We start from the raw sequence: 14,716 nt of genomic DNA, 5'->3' as shown, positions 1-14,716 counted from the left end.
GCGGCGAGGGCGGCGGCGTGGCGCGGCGTGGCGGCGGTGGCGGCGGGGGTGGCGGGCTCGTGGTGGGTTGGGGGGTGCTGTGGGGTGGCGGGTGTGGCGGGCTGGTGGTGGGTGGCTTGTGTGGGGCGTTGTTGGTGGGGGTGCGTGGGTGGGGTGCCCTTGGGGGTCGGGGGGCCGTTTGCCGCGCTCCTTGTTTACGGGACGTTTGAGATCGGAGTTGGTCGCGGATCCTGTATGTCGCTCGATTGGGTGATGTTGGTCGGGCATGGCGGTGCCCCCGTCCCGAGGGGCGGGGGCACCGGGGGTGAGCTGGTCAGTTGCGCTTGCGGTTGGCCTTTTCGGCGGCTCGGGCTGCTGCTCGGCGTTCCTTGCGGCTCGCCTGGTTCTGGGCGCCGCCTCGTTGCTGGGTGCCGCCGGTCGTTTCCTCGTCGCCGCTTTCCGACGGGCCCGAGTAGGTCAGGCCCTGCTGGGCGCCGCGCTGGTCCAGGCCCTTGCCGCGCAGGGCGGGCGGGATGGCGGTGCCGCTGGACAGCTGTGCCAGGGCCGGACCCGCCGGGGCCTCGGCCGGGGCCTGCTGCTGCTGCTCGGCCGCCGCTGCGGCCGCCGCCCGCGCACGGGCTCGGCTGCCGGTCAGGGGGCCGGCGCCCGCGGCGATCGAGACCTGGACCGGGGGTTCCGGCGCGGGCTCCGGTTCGGCGGCCTCGACCTGCAGGTTGAACAGGAAGCCGACCGTCTCCTCGCGCAGGGCGTCGAGCATGCTGTTGAACATGTCGAAGCCCTCCCGCTGGTACTCGATCAGCGGGTCGCGCTGCGCCATCGCGCGCAGGCCGATGCCTTCCTTCAGGTAGTCCATCTCGTACAGGTGCTCGCGCCACTTGCGGTCCAGCACCGACAGGAGGACCCGCCGCTCCAGCTCGCGCATGGCGCCCGGGCCGACGCGGCCGTCGATGTCGGCCTCGCGCCGGTCGTAGGCCTCCAGCGCGTCCTTCTGGAGCAGCTCCTTCAAGGACTCCTTGGTGATGTCCTCGTCGGACTCCAGGAGGTCCTTGAAGTCCAGCGTGATCGGGTACAGGGTCTTCAGCGCCGTCCACAGGCGGTCGAAGTCCCAGTCCTCCGCGTAGCCCTCGGCGGTCGCGCCGTCGACGTAGTCGCCGACCACGCCGGTGATCATGTGCTCGACCTGCTCGCGCAGGTCCTCGCCGGCCAGGACGCGGTGGCGCTCGGCGTAGATCACCTTGCGCTGCTCGTTCATGACCTCGTCGTACTTGAGGACGTTCTTGCGGATCTCGAAGTTCTGCTGCTCGACCTGGGTCTGGGCGGACCGGATCGCGCGGGTCACCATCTTGTGCTCGATCGGCACGTCGTCCGGCACCCGCAGGCGGGTCATCACGGTCTCGACCATGGCCGCGTTGAAGCGGCGCATCAGCTCGTCCTTCAGCGACAGGTAGAACCGCGACTCGCCCGGGTCGCCCTGGCGGCCGGACCGACCGCGCAGCTGGTTGTCGATGCGCCGCGACTCGTGCCGCTCGGTGCCCAGCACGTACAGGCCGCCGGCCGCGCGCACCTCCTCCGCCTCGGCCTTGACCTCGGAGGTGATCTCCTCGATCAGCTTGGACCAGGCGGCCTCGTACTCCTCCGGGTTCTCCACCGGGTCCAGGCCGCGCTCGCGCAGCTCGTGGTCGGCGAGGATGTCCGGGTTGCCGCCCAGCACGATGTCGGTACCGCGACCGGCCATGTTCGTCGCGACGGTCACGGCGCCCTTGCGGCCGGCCTTCGCGATGATCAGCGCCTCGCGGTCGTGGTGCTTCGCGTTGAGCACCTCGTGCGGGACGCCCATCCGGACCAGCAGCTTCGACAGGTACTCCGACCGCTCGACGCTGGTGGTGCCGACCAGCACCGGCTGGCCCTTCTCGTGCCGCTCGGCGATGTCCTCGGCGACCGCCTCGAACTTCGCCTCCTCGGTCTTGTAGACCAGGTCGGGCTGGTCCTTGCGCTGCATCGGCCGGTTCGTGGGGATCGGCACCACGCCCAGCTTGTAGGTCTGGTGGAACTCGGCCGCCTCGGTCTCGGCGGTACCGGTCATGCCGCCCAGCTTCTGGTACAGGCGGAAGTAGTTCTGGAGGGTGATCGTGGCGAGCGTCTGGTTCTCGGCCTTGATCTCCACGCCTTCCTTGGCCTCGATGGCCTGGTGCATGCCCTCGTTGTAGCGGCGGCCCGCCAGCACGCGGCCGGTGAACTCGTCGACGATCAGGACCTCGCCGTTGCGGACGATGTAGTCCTTGTCGCGGGTGAACAGCTCCTTGGCCTTGATCGCGTTCTGGAAGTACCCGACCAGCGGCGTGTTGGTGGAGTCGTAGAGGTTCTCGATGCCGAGCTGGTCCTCGACGTACTGCACGCCGGCCTCGGTGACGCCGATCGTGCGCTTGCGCTCGTCCACCTCGTAGTGGGTGTCCTTGCGCATCTTGGTCGCCAGGCGCGCGAACTCCACGTACCAGCGGGACGACTGGTCGGCCGGGCCGGAGATGATCAGCGGCGTGCGGGCCTCGTCGATGAGGATCGAGTCGACCTCGTCCACGATCGCGAAGTAGTGGCCGCGCTGGACCATCTCGTCCTGGCTCCACGCCATGTTGTCGCGCAGGTAGTCGAAGCCGAACTCGTTGTTCGTGCCGTAGGTGATGTCGGCGTGGTAGGCGGCCCGGCGCTGCTCCGGGGTCATCTCGGAGAGGATCGCGCCGACGGTGAGGCCGAGGAAGCGGTGGATGCGGCCCATCCAGTCCGCGTCGCGCTTGGCCAGGTAGTCGTTGGTGGTGACGACGTGGACGCCCTCGCCGGCGATCGCGTTGAGGTAGGCCGGCAGCACGGAGGTCAGGGTCTTGCCCTCACCGGTGCGCATCTCGGCGATCTGGCCGAGGTGCAGCGCCGCGCCGCCCATCAGCTGCACGTCGAAGTGCCGCTGGCCCAGCGTCCGCTTGGCGCCCTCGCGGACCACGGCGAACGCCTCGGGGAGCAGTTCGTCCAGCGACTCGCCCTCGGCGTAGCGCTTCTTGAACTCCTCGGTTTTGGCGCGCAGCTCGGCGTCGGTGAGGTCGACGACGTCGTCTTCGAGGTTGTTGATGTGCGCTGCGATGTTGCGCAGGCGCTTGAGCATCTTGCCTTCGCCGGCGCGGAGCAGTCGGGACAGCACCATCTCGGGTCGACCTCATTACCTCATCGCGTCGCGCCCGGGGATGGGCGCCTTCCAGCGGCTCGCCACGGGGGATGACGAGCCCACACCACCCGCCATCGTAGGCAAGCCGTGGAGGTGTGTGCACAGACACAGGTAGGAAGGGGTGCGGAACTGCCCGTAATCGCCTGATCACCCGGCGGGGGAGGCGGCCGGACGGGCGTGCCTGGGGTGCTGGAGGCGGGTCGCGCGGTCGGGCGTGTCGGATGGGTCGGGGTGCTGCGGCGCGGGTGGGTGGAGCGGGCCGGCGTGACGGAGGTCTCGGCGCGGGATGGCCGGGTGACGGGTGCGGCGGCAAGCGCGGGCGGCGGCAGGCGCGGGCGGCGGCAGGCGCGGGCGGTTCGGGGGTCCGGCGGCAGGCGCGGGCGGCGGTAGGCGCGGCGGGTGGCAGGCGGCGGGCGAGCCGGTGGCGGGGCTTGGCCGGGTCTGGACGGCACGAACCCCGGCGTGCAGAGAAACGCCGGGGGTCGTTGAGAGTTGGGTTGGGCCGGCTCCCTCAGGCCAGCCGGATCACGCCGTAGTCGAATCCCTTCCGTCGGTAGACGACGCTGGGGCGCCCGCAGTCGGCGTCGGAGAACAGGTAGAAGTCGTGGCCGACCAGTTCCATCTCGTAGAGGGCCTGGTCCACCGTCATCGGCTTGGCCGCGTGTTCCTTCTCGCGCACGATCTGGCCGGGCAGCTTCTCCTCGATGTCGTCCCACCGCTGCTGCGCGGGCACTTCCGCCATGCCCCCGTAGGTCGGTTCGGACTCCTCGGCTTCGAGCAACGCGGTGTGCCCGAGCCACATGCCCTGTGCTTGTCCGTCGTGGTCGGTCTGGACGGGGGGAAGTGGCGCCCCCAGTCCGCTGGTCGCCTCGGCGACCGAAGTCGGGCCGCGCCGCCCGTGGTGCACCCGCCGTCGGTCGTGCGACCGGCGCAGGCGGTTCTCGAGCTTGGTGACCGCGGAGTCCAGGGCGGCGTAGAAGTCGCCCGCACACGCTTCGGATCGGATTACCGGGCCACGTCCTTTGCCCGTGATCTCCACCCGCTGGCAGTTCTTCGACTGCCTGCGGTTCGGCTCGTGGAAGAGTTCCACGTCAAAGCGGATGACCTTGCGGTCGTATCGCTCAAGCCGGGCCAGCTTCTCGGCGACGTGGACCCGGTAGTGATCGGGCACCTCGACGTTGCGGCCCTTAACGACGATGTCCATACACGACCTCCCTCGCGTTAGCTGCGAGCTATGGCATTGGATCGCTTCGGCACCGGTCGCGCGATCGCCTTCGCGCGTTGTCGCTGAGGGTTGTCCCTCAGACCTCCACCGGCGCCAGGGTCATGGGCTGTTCGCCTCCTCCCCGCGTGCCGGGAACGCTGATAGCGGTGCACGTTAGCCCGGTATTCGCCGATGCGACAGCCCCCGAGGCGGGGGAACTCCATGATTTTTCGTTCGTAACGCAGAGCGACGAAAAACGGGCACCGGCGGTGCGCCAGGCGGGCGCGCCGACAGGACGCCGAGACGGCAGCTCACCCGTTCGGCCCAGGAACGCACGGGCAGCCGCCGGCTCGGTCACTGCGCCGAACGGCCTCCGTGCGCGCCTCATACCCGGCCAACGGCCGAACGTGCCGAGGGGTTCCCGCCTCGAATCACCCGTGTGGGTGGGTTGAGCGGGCCGCGGTCAGCGTCAGGACGGCGGTTACCCGGAACCCGGCCGCCTTCAACACCGCACCGCACACTTCGGCCGTCGCACCCGTCGTGACCACGTCGTCCAGCAGCACCACCGCTGTTCCCGGCGGTGGCAGGCCGCTCGGCCGCAGCCGCACGCGACCGCTCAGGTTGGCGCGCCGGGCCGCCGCGTCGAGGCCCACCGAGTCCCGGACGCCCGGTAAGAAGTGCAAAACCGGGGCCACCGAAGCGCCGGACGCCCGCGCTGTTCCCACCAGGTGGGAGCCGCCGCGCCGCCGGGACGCTGTTCGCCGTGACGGAGCGGGCACGAGCCACCATTTCCCGAACTCGTCGGGACGCACGCCCGGGAGCCGGGGCAACGCCGCCGCCACCAGCGCGCCGAACACGGCCGCCAGCTCCCGCCGCCCGCGTTCCTTGAACGCGAGGACGAGTTCACGTCCGACGCCCGCGTAATCGGCGAGCGTGAACACCGGCGGCCCTTTACCGGATACGCGGACGGATCGGGGTGGGCCGAACGCGCCGAGGCAGCGGGCGCAGCACAGCGCCCCCTCGGCTCGGCAGCCGGCGCAACGGGGCGGAAACAGCAGGTTGATCAGCATGTGATCGAGCGTGCCGGCACCCACCGACAATTCCGCGCGTGCGGCCCGCGGAGGAGTTGCGAAACCCGACGGCGGCCGGCTCGGCGGAGGAGTTGCGAAACCCCACGGGCGGCCGGCTCGCCGAAGGAGTTGCGAAACCCCACGGCAGCCGGGCCAGTGAAGTTGCGCGGCGGTCAGCCCGGGTAGAAAGCCTTCGCGCTCGATTCGACCTTCACCGCCGACGCCCGCCACACGTCGCCGACGTCGCCCGCGCTCCACAGCCCGCTCTCGTCCACGGCCACCACGTTGCGCCCCGGCGCGGCGGTCACCGAGCGGACCGGCACGGTCAGGTTCGACGCGTTGTACCGCTCCACCTTCAGCCCGTCGACGTTGACCTTCGCGATCGGCAGCGACGCCAGCGACGTCCCCGCCACCAGCACGTCCTGCGCCAGCCAGTCCACGGTCAGCACGGCCGTCCCGAGCACGGTCGGCTGCAGGTTGCGCGCGAGCCGCAGCGACACCGACGAGTCCTGCCCGCGCACCACGGCCGCCACCACCAGCCGCCCGCCCGCGACCGCCGCGACCCGCGTGCCGTCCCGGGACAGCCGCAGCTCGGTGATCGGCCCGAACGTCGAGGACAGCTCGGAGGCGTTCACCGCGTTCGCCCGCCACCCGGCGTCGGTCTTGAGCACCCGGACCACGTTCGACCCGTCCGCGACCGTCCACACCTCGGTGCTGGGGTCGTCCTCCCGGCCGCCCAGCAGCCACGTGGGCCGCGTCAACGAGGTCGCGGGCAGGTCCACCAGCCCCAGCGGCTCTTCGAGGTTCCCGACGCGCAGGCGGACGTTCTTCTCGTCCACCCGGCTCACCACGGCCAACTGCGTGCCGTCCAACGACTGCGCCGCGCTGACCACCTGGTACTCACCCGTCCCGGACGGCCCCTTGACCGGCTCGCCGCCCACCAGCTTGCGCACCTGGCCGCCGCTGACCACCAGGCCGGACAGGTCGGCGTCCGGCGTGACCAGGGCCTCCCCGGTCTGCGGCTGGATGTCCGCGAGCCGCCACTCCGCCTGGTCGGCCGAGATCCGGGCACCCTCGACCAGCACGCGGATGCGGCTGCTCGACACGCCGACCAGCGACTTCACCACCTGCGCCACGATCTGCTTGCGCACCTGCACGGTCAGGTCGCCGACCCGGGTCAGGTCCACCTGCAACGCCCCGTCGTCGGCTTCCTGCGTGTTCGTGCGCTGCGACGCGCCGTTCGGGATGGCCGTCACCAGCGCGCCGCGCATGCCGACCGCGGGGCCCTTGAGCAGCAGTTCCGTCACCCGGCGCGGGATCGAGGTGGACGGCGTGACCACCACGTACCGCGGGTCGGGCACCAGGACGGTGAAGTCCGGGTTGTAGAAGTAGAGGGTCACCCGGCGGTAGTTGGAGTTGAAGCCCGCCTGGGGCACGTAGATGCCGTCCGGCGGGTCGGAGATGCGCCACTCGCCGTCCTTGTCGGTCTCCAGGCCGATCGTGGCGGTCAGGTCGCCGACGCGCTGCACGAACGAGTTGTCCACCTCCAGCGAGCCGATGTTCTTGCCCTGGAGCAGGACCGTGCGGCGCTTGGGGTCCGACGGCAGGTCCGCGCCGGTGGGGACGGTGTTGAAGGTCGACTCGATGATGGTCGGCGCGACCTTGATGTCCCAGGCCTTCTTGGCGTCCTCGGTGAGGTAGGCGCGGGCGGCGGCGTAGTCGCCGTCGGGGTTGGCGGAGGCGTTGACGAACTCGCGGACCAGGGTCAGCGGGTCGATGCCCTTGGCGGGCTTCGGGGCGGCGGCCTCGGTGGCGTTCCCGGCCGACGGGTTGATCGGCACCGGCGAGGTCTGGGTCGGGATCGCGGCGCAGCCCGACAGCGCGAGCAGCGCCGCGACCAGCGCGAACAACCGCCGGCCCGGCACGCGACCGGCCGGGCGGGATCGGGGCGGGGTCGGGCCGGAGCGGGTCACCGGACCTCCTCGCGCTCGCCCGTCACCGGCTCGGCGGGCTGCCACGTGATCTCCTCCTCGGTCAGCTCGACCTCGCCGGTGGGCTCCTCGTCCGGTTCGGGCTCGGCCGGCACCGGCGGCAGGTCGGGCGGTTCCAGGGGCAGCGGGCTGGCCGTCAGCTCGTGGCCGTGGCGGCACGGCAGGGTCAGCCGGAACACCGCGCCGTACCCGCGCTCGCCCCACGCCTCCAACCAGCCGCCGTGCAGGCGGGCGTCCTCCAGCGAGATCGACAGGCCCAGGCCGGTGCCGCCGGTGCGCCGGTTGCGCGACGGGTCGGCCCGCCAGAACCGGTTGAACACCAGCTCCGCCTCGCCGGGCCGCAGGCCGACGCCGTGGTCGCGCACGGTCACCGCCACCGCGTCGCCGTCGCCGCGCAGGGTCAGCTCCACCGGCAGGCCCTCGCCGTGGTCGATGGCGTTGGCGAGCAGGTTGCGCAGGATGCGCTCGACGCGCCGCGAGTCCAGCTCGGCGGTCACCTCGTGGTCGGGCAGGTCCATGACGATCGTGGTGCCGCTGCTGTTCGCGATGGCCCGCACCGAGTCGTGCGCGCGCCGCGCCAGCACGCGGATGTCCACCAGTTCGGCGGCCAGCTCCTCGACGCCCGCGTCCAGGCGGGAGATCTCCAGGAGGTCGCCGAGCAGCGACTCGAACCGGTCCAGCTCGTCCACCAGCAACTCGGTGGACCGGGCCAGGCCGCTGGGGAACTGCTCGCGCGACGCGTGCAGCACGTCGGCCGCCATCCGGACCGTGGTCAGCGGGGTGCGCAGCTCGTGCGAGACGTCCGAGGTGAACCGCCGCTGGAGCTGGCCGAACTCCTCCAGCTGGTGGATCTGCCGTTGGATGCTGGCCGCCATCTCGTTGTACGACTCGGCCAGCCGCGCCACGTCGTCCTCGCCGACCACCGGCATCCGCTCGTCCAGGCTGCCGTCGGCGAACCGCTCCGCGATCTCGGCGGCCTGCCGCACCGGCCGCACGACCTGCCGCGTGACCAGGTTCGCGATCACCGCGAGCAGCAACAGCAGCACGACGCCGCCGACCACGAGCGTGGACTGGACGACGTCCGCGGTGGCCTGCTCACCGGTCAGCGGGAACAGCAGGTACAGGTGCATCGAGCGGGACGCCGTGTTCACCGGCTTGCCCACGATGAGCAGCGTGGTGGGTCCGGTGGGCCGTTCGACGGTGGTGATCTGGTAGCCGGCGCTGCCCTGGTCGAGCATCTTGACCAGCGCCTTCGGCACGTCCTCCCAGGGGCCGACGGCCGTGGGCAGCCCGTCCGGGCCGACCTCGACGGGGTCGTAGAGCACCGGTTCGAACGCGCCCGCGCCGGAGGACGACGAGTCCAGGCCCGCGCCCGCCGCGTTGATCTTGTTCAGGGCGGCGGTGAACCGGGCGCGCACGCTGTCCGGGCCCGGGTTGAGGCCGGACAGGTCCGGCTGCACCGCGGCGGCGCTGGCGTCGGCCTGGCGGATCGCCGCCTCGGTCTTGGTCTCCAGCAGCTGACCGGTGATCTGCACCTGGAGCACCATGCCCAGCACGAACACGACGGCCGAGGACAGCGCGAGGGTGCTCACCACCACGCGCAACTGCAACGACCGCCGCCACAGCTCGCCGAAGGCGACGCCGTGGCGGCGGGCGGTGTCGATCCCTCGCCGCAGCTCGCGCCGGGCCGAGTCGAGCAGGGTCATCTCGCACCCGTCACGGAGGACCGGCCTTGTAGCCGACGCCGCGGACGGTCAGGACCACCTCGGGGTGCTCCGGGTCGCGCTCGACCTTGGACCGCAGCCGCTGCACGTGGACGTTCACCAGGCGGGTGTCGGCCGCGTGCCGGTAGCCCCAGACCTGCTCCAGCAGCACCTCGCGGGTGAACACCTGGCGCGGCTTGCGGGCCAGCGCGACCAGCAGGTCGAACTCCAGCGGGGTGAGCTGGATCGGCCGGCCCTCGCGCAGCACCTCGTGCCCGGGCACGTCGATGGTGAGGTCGCCGATCTGGAGCACCTCGGCGGGCTCGGCCTCGGTGCGGCGCAGGCGGGCGCGGATGCGCGCGACCAGCTCCTTGGGCTTGAACGGCTTGACCACGTAGTCGTCCGCGCCGGACTCCAGGCCCAGCACGACGTCCACGGTGTCGCTCTTGGCGGTGAGCATGACGATCGGGACGCCCGACTCGGAGCGGATCGCCTTGCACACGTCGATGCCGTTCATGCCGGGCAGCATGAGGTCGAGCAGGACCAGGTCCGGTTTCAACTCGCGCAGGGCGGGCAGCGCGCGGGCGCCATCGGCCACCACCGCGGTATCGAAACCCTCGCCCCGCAGCACGATGGTCAGCATCTCCGCCAGAGCGGGGTCGTCGTCCACCACGAGCACGCGTGCCTTCATACCCAACATCGTCCCACTAATGGCCGGAGCACCACGCACCGCCCACGGCTCATCGCCGCTGGTCGTCGCACGGGTCCACTCCGTGGTCGGTCTCGGTCGCCGTTCCACGTGCCCACCTCGCCCTCGCCGAAGGGGTCTCGTCAGCGACTCATCGGCACGGCGGTCACGTTTTGTTACTTCGTAATACTAATGGGTGAAATACCGGTCGAGTAGCGGTTCGACGGCGGTGGTCGCGGCGCCGGCCGCGCCGTCGATGACCTCCCACGGTGACAGCCAGTGCGCGGCGGCCAGCTCGTCGTACACGGCGGCGCACCGGGACTGGAGGTCGTCGTCGGACTCGTACAGGTCGCGTTCGCGCTGCTCGGTGGCCTCGCGATGGGCCGCGCGGTCCGCGGCGACGGCGACCGGGACGCGCAGCAGGAGCTGGAGGTCCGGCATCGGGGTCCCGAAGCGGTCCACCTCCAGCGCCTTCACCCAGGCGACGAACTCGCCGTCCGCGTGCTCGCGCAGCCGTGCCGCCCCGTAAGCCGCGTTCGACGCGATGTAGCGGTCGAGGAGGACGACGTCGTACTGGGCGAGGTCGGCGCGGATCTTGGTAGCGGCGTCCCGGCGGTCCAGGGCGTAGAGGACGGACATGCCGTGCACGGAGTCGGTGAGGTCGCCGAGCCGGCCGTGCAGGGCGTCCCGGACGAGTTCGGCGTGCACGTCCTCGTCGTACCTCGGGAACGCGCCCGTGACGACCTTCGCGCCCCGGGCGGCGAGGCCGTCGGTGAGCCCCTTGGCGAGCGTGCGCTTGCCGGCCCCGTCCAGGCCCTCGATCACGACGAGTTTTCCCACGCCGCCACCCTAAGGGGCGGCCTTCGTCATCGATCGGGGGCATCAGATCGCCCACACGGGTGACTGGGCGATCTTTCTCTCACCGAAACGAGTGACTACGGTGTTCCCAACCTGGGGCCTGTGCGGAAGAGGGTGGTGCCGCGGTGACCGCGGATTCCGGGCACGCCACGTCGGCCGGATCGGTCGACCACCCACCCGGGTTGCCCCGTGCCCTGGTCGAGACGCTGCGTTACGGGCCGTTCCACCGGGCGCTGCACGACGCGATCGCCCACCGCGGGTTGTCGCTGGCCCGGCTGCGGGCACACCTGGGGCAGCACGGCGTGCAGGTCGGGCAATCGACGCTGAGTTACTGGCAGCGTGGACTGCGTCACCCGGAAGTGCCGCGGGCGTTGGAGACCGTGCGCGCCCTGGAGACCGTGCTGCGGCTGCCGCCGGACTCCCTGGTCGCCCTGGTCGGCACCCGCCCGCAACCCCGCCCGCCACGCGGGTACGCCGAGCCGGCGTGGGTCGCGCCGACCGACTTCGAGGCCGCGCCGGACAACACGGACCTGGAGGTGCTGTCCGCGCACGACACCGTGCTCGTGGGCCCGCACCGCGAACGCCGCACCGTCACCACGCGGCTGGTCGTGCGGGCGCTGCGCGCGGGCCCGGACCGGTTCGTGGCCGTGCACCGCGGCGACGAGGGTTCGGCCGTGGAGAACGCCCTGGTCAGACCCGCCGAGGGGTGCCGGCAGGGCAGGCTGCGCCGGCAACCCCGGACCCTGGTCTTCGAACTGCTCTTCGACCGCCGCCTGGACGAGGGCGAGGAGCACGTCTTCTCGTTCACGGTCGTGGACGACACCGGCGGCCCGACCCCGGGCCACGTCCGCACCTTCGCCACCCCGTGCCGCGGCTACCTGCTGCAACTGGCGTTCAACCGCAGGGCGCTGCCGGCCCGGTGCACCAAGCAGTTCCGGACCGAGCCGAACACCGTGCCGGTGGACGTGGAGGACCTGGTGTGCGGCATCGGCGGGGTGGTGAGCGCGTACTTCACGGACATCGGTCCGGGAACCGCCGGCATCGGGGTGGAGTGGAGCGGTTAGAAGACGTCCAGGCGGGGCGCGGCTGAGGCCATCTGCGCTGCTCGGGCCACTGCCTGGGCGTCCTCGACCCGGGCGACCCGCACCGAGAACCGGTGCGACCACGGGCCGCGCGACCTCGCGGACGGCGGTGTGGAAGGTCCAGCGGTGGCCGTCCCAGTAGCGGACCAGGGCGTCGTCGAGGGGGTCGGGCAGCCAGGCGGCGGGCCGGGTCATCACTCGCCCCCGTCGTCGGACAGGTCGCCGTCGCCACCCGCGTCGGTGCGCGCGCCGACGGCGACCGGCGCCGGGGTCCCGCGCCGCACCGGGTCGGACGCCCGCCACTCCACCGCCTCGGCGGCCTCGGTGAACTCCAGGACGTGGTCGTCGCCCAGGTCGAGCAGGAGCTCCCGGACCTCGGCGGGCGTGGGGTAGAAGAACTCGCGGCGGGCGTTGACCAGGTTGACCCGCTTGTGCGCCAACCGCTGGTGGAGGGCGGTTTCCAGCGCCACCGCGTCGGTCGAGAAGAACAGCGCGTGCGTGTCGAACCGGAAGGGGACCGAGGCGTCGCCGAGCTCGCGGACGCGGTCCATCGGGTCGAGGCGGCGGGTCATGCCGATCTTGACCATGTCCGGACCGAACGCGCCGATGTTGGAGATCACGCGGTGGGCCTTCGCCTCCTCGCGCTCGTACTCGGCCTTGACCAGGTGGTCGGCGGTGAGGTCGATCTCGACCAGGCGGAGGCGGTGGTAGTCGAGGGAGATCGAGATCCCCATGAGCGCGCCCAGCTTGCCGACGGTCTCGCGGGTCTTGGAGAGCTTCTCCTTGACCGACTCGCGGGTGTGCGGCTTGACCGAGCGGACCGCGTTGTCGGCCTCGGCGTTGTAGGCGCGGAGCATCAGCTTGGCCATGTCGCGGCCGAGCTTCTGGCCCTCCTTTGGAGAAGGGCGAGTTCGCGGGTCTCGACCAGCTGCGATCGCAGGCCTCGCAACTCGGCGGACAGTTGCTGCCGCGAGGCCCCCAACGCGTCGAACGTGGCTTTCTGCTGGTCAACGGCCGCTCGGAGGTCACGCAGCTCGGCTTCGGCGGCTTGAGCGCCCGCGCCCCGGAGCTGGTGCACCCAGCCGCGCAACTCGTTGATCGTGGCCTGCGCCCCCATCAACTGGTCGTACAGCGCCGCCGCCTCCGGGTTCTCCCGGTTCCCGAACAACGCCACGCTCGGCCCCCTCGATGTCACTGTCCGCGATGGCATTCGGGCATCGCAGGGCGACATTCCGGCGTTACCGATCAAGGTCCGCACACGCGAAACGGCCCGGAACCGAAGCCCCGGGCCGTTGACGCGAGCCGCGCGACGCTTGGTCGCGACGATCGGACTCAGTAGCGGTAGTGCTCGGGCTTGTAGGGGCCCTCGACGTCGACGTCGATGTACTCCGCCTGGTCCTTCGTCAGCTTGGTGAGCTTGCCACCCAGCGCCTCCAGGTGGATGCGCGCGACCTTCTCGTCCAGCTTCTTCGGGAGGCGGTAGACCTCCTTGTCGTACTCCTGGAACTTGGTGAACAGCTCGACCTGCGCGATCACCTGGTTGGAGAACGAGTTCGACATCACGAAGCTCGGGTGGCCGGTCGCGTTGCCCAGGTTGAGCAGGCGGCCCTCCGAAAGCACCAGGATGCTGTGGCCGTCCGGGAACACCCACTCGTCGACCTGCGGCTTGATGTTGATCCGCTGGATGCCCGGGTAGCGCTGGAGGCCGGCCATGTCGATCTCGTTGTCGAAGTGGCCGATGTTGCCGACGATCGCCTGGTGCTTCATGCGCTCCATGTGCTCGATGCGCACGACGTCCTTGTTGCCGGTCGTGGTGATCACGATGTCGGCCTTGTCCAGGACGTCTTCCAGCACCTGCACGTCGTAGCCGTCCATCGCCGCCTGCAGGGCGCAGATCGGGTCGATCTCGGTCACGATGATCCGGGCGCCCTGGCCGCGCAGCGACTCCGCCGCGCCCTTGCCGACGTCGCCGTAACCGCAGATCACGGCCACCTTGCCGCCCATCAGCACGTCGGTGCCGCGGTTGATGCCGTCGATCAGCGAGTGGCGGATGCCGTAGCGGTTGTCGAACTTCGACTTGGTGACCGCGTCGTTGACGTTGATCGCCGGGAACAGCAGCTCGCCGGCCGCCGCCAGCTGGTACAGGCGCATGACGCCCGTGGTGGTCTCCTCGGTCACGCCGCGGATGCCCTCGGCGATCTTGGTCCACTTGCCGGAGTCCGCCGCCAGGGACTTGCGCAGCGTCTCCAGGACGATCTGCCACTCCTCCGGGTCGTCCTCCGAGGCGGCCGGCACGACGCCCGCCTTCTCGTACTGGACGCCCTTGTGGACCAGCAGGGTGGCGTCACCGCCGTCGTCGAGGATCATGTTCGGGCCGCCGCCGTCGGGCCAGGTCAGCATCTGCTCGGCGGTCCACCAGTACTCCTCCAGCGTCTCGCCCTTCCAGGCGAACACCGGCACGCCCTTGGGCTCCTCGACGGTGCCGTGCGGGCCCACCACGACCGCCGCGGCGGCGTGGTCCTGGGTGGAGAAGATGTTGCACGAGGCCCAGCGGACCTCGGCGCCGAGGGACACCAGCGTCTCGATGAGCACGGCGGTCTGCACGGTCATGTGCAGCGAGCCGGAGATCCGCGCCCCCTTCAGCGGGTACACCTCCGAGTACTCGCGCCGCAGCGCCATCAAGCCGGGCATCTCGTGCTCGGCCAGGCGGATCTCCTTGCGGCCGAACTCAGCCTGGGAGAGGTCGGCCACGGCGAAATCGATGCCGTTTCGGGTCTGGAGCCTCTCGGCGGTCATGACGGGTTCCTCCATCTCGGGGTCGGCTGCCGACCCTACCGCCCGCCACGCCGGGACTTCGGGTCGGCTGCGACGGGGCGTGCGATGGACCACTATGGCGGGGCTGGCGACACGGC

The 14,716-nt window shown here is 71.1% G+C and carries 11 protein-coding genes and 1 pseudogene; 1 reads left to right on the top strand and 11 read right to left on the bottom strand.

Features of this window, described 5'->3' with window-relative positions; all coding sequences use genetic code 11:
• Positions 1-313 precede the first annotated feature (313 nt).
• From secA to AB0A74_RS28885, 7 genes are all read right to left on the bottom strand, one after another.
• Entirely contained in the window at positions 314-3,187 is a 2,874-nt protein-coding gene (gene secA / locus AB0A74_RS28915; RefSeq protein WP_358254282.1) for a preprotein translocase subunit SecA, read from the bottom strand.
• Between the two features lie 532 nt (positions 3,188-3,719).
• Positions 3,720-4,412 carry a ribosome-associated translation inhibitor RaiA gene (gene raiA, locus AB0A74_RS28910; RefSeq protein WP_343935857.1) on the bottom strand — a complete coding sequence of 231 codons (693 nt, stop codon included), beginning with the start codon at positions 4,410-4,412 and terminating at the stop codon, positions 3,720-3,722.
• Between the two features lie 431 nt (positions 4,413-4,843).
• Positions 4,844-5,506, bottom strand: a complete 663-nt coding sequence (locus tag AB0A74_RS28905) for a phosphoribosyltransferase (RefSeq protein ID WP_358254280.1) — start codon at positions 5,504-5,506, stop codon at positions 4,844-4,846.
• Positions 5,507-5,655: 149 nt separating this feature from the next.
• Positions 5,656-7,455 (bottom strand): LpqB family beta-propeller domain-containing protein, encoded by a 1,800-nt coding sequence (locus tag AB0A74_RS28900; protein ID WP_358254278.1) that lies wholly within the window; start codon positions 7,453-7,455, stop codon positions 5,656-5,658.
• Positions 7,452-9,179 carry an MtrAB system histidine kinase MtrB gene (gene mtrB, locus AB0A74_RS28895; protein ID WP_358254276.1) on the bottom strand — a complete coding sequence of 576 codons (1,728 nt, stop codon included), beginning with the start codon at positions 9,177-9,179 and terminating at the stop codon, positions 7,452-7,454. Before mtrB ends, AB0A74_RS28900 begins: the two co-directional genes overlap by 4 nt.
• A gap of 10 nt (positions 9,180-9,189) precedes the next feature.
• On the bottom strand, positions 9,190-9,867 hold the full coding sequence (gene mtrA / locus AB0A74_RS28890; protein ID WP_121009184.1) for an MtrAB system response regulator MtrA: 678 nt from the start codon (positions 9,865-9,867) through the stop codon (positions 9,190-9,192).
• A 186-nt stretch (positions 9,868-10,053) separates the two neighbouring features.
• The gene (locus tag AB0A74_RS28885) at positions 10,054-10,704 is read right to left on the bottom strand and encodes a dTMP kinase (RefSeq protein ID WP_358254273.1); all 651 of its coding nucleotides are present in this window, start codon (positions 10,702-10,704) and stop codon (positions 10,054-10,056) included.
• Between the two features lie 143 nt (positions 10,705-10,847).
• Here AB0A74_RS28885 and AB0A74_RS28880 point away from each other — a divergent pair, with 143 nt between their 5' ends.
• Positions 10,848-11,786 (top strand): hypothetical protein, encoded by a 939-nt coding sequence (locus tag AB0A74_RS28880; protein WP_358254271.1) that lies wholly within the window; start codon positions 10,848-10,850, stop codon positions 11,784-11,786.
• Between the two features lie 123 nt (positions 11,787-11,909).
• Here the strand turns inward: AB0A74_RS28880 and AB0A74_RS28875 are convergent.
• From AB0A74_RS28875 to ahcY, 4 genes and pseudogenes are all read right to left on the bottom strand, one after another.
• A pseudogene (locus AB0A74_RS28875) lies at positions 11,910-11,999 on the bottom strand (DUF2510 domain-containing protein); the annotation flags it as partial.
• Positions 11,999-12,673: a DUF4041 domain-containing protein gene (locus tag AB0A74_RS28870; RefSeq protein ID WP_358254269.1), complete on the bottom strand. Its 675-nt coding sequence runs from the start codon at positions 12,671-12,673 to the stop codon at positions 11,999-12,001. The pseudogene AB0A74_RS28875 and the gene AB0A74_RS28870, both read right to left, overlap by 1 nt.
• Entirely contained in the window at positions 12,661-12,978 is a 318-nt protein-coding gene (locus AB0A74_RS28865; protein WP_358254267.1) for a hypothetical protein, read from the bottom strand. Before AB0A74_RS28865 ends, AB0A74_RS28870 begins: the two co-directional genes overlap by 13 nt.
• Before the next feature lie 158 nt (positions 12,979-13,136).
• Positions 13,137-14,600: an adenosylhomocysteinase gene (ahcY, locus tag AB0A74_RS28860; protein ID WP_358254265.1), complete on the bottom strand. Its 1,464-nt coding sequence runs from the start codon at positions 14,598-14,600 to the stop codon at positions 13,137-13,139.
• Between the last annotated feature and the right edge of the window lie 116 nt (positions 14,601-14,716).

It is taken from the genome of Saccharothrix sp. NPDC042600 (assembly GCF_040647305.1).
Taxonomy (GTDB): Bacteria; Actinomycetota; Actinomycetes; order Mycobacteriales; family Pseudonocardiaceae; genus Actinosynnema; species Actinosynnema mutabilis.
The sequence above is the reverse complement of the archived record's forward strand: the minus strand, read 5'-3'. Positions and strand labels throughout refer to the sequence as shown.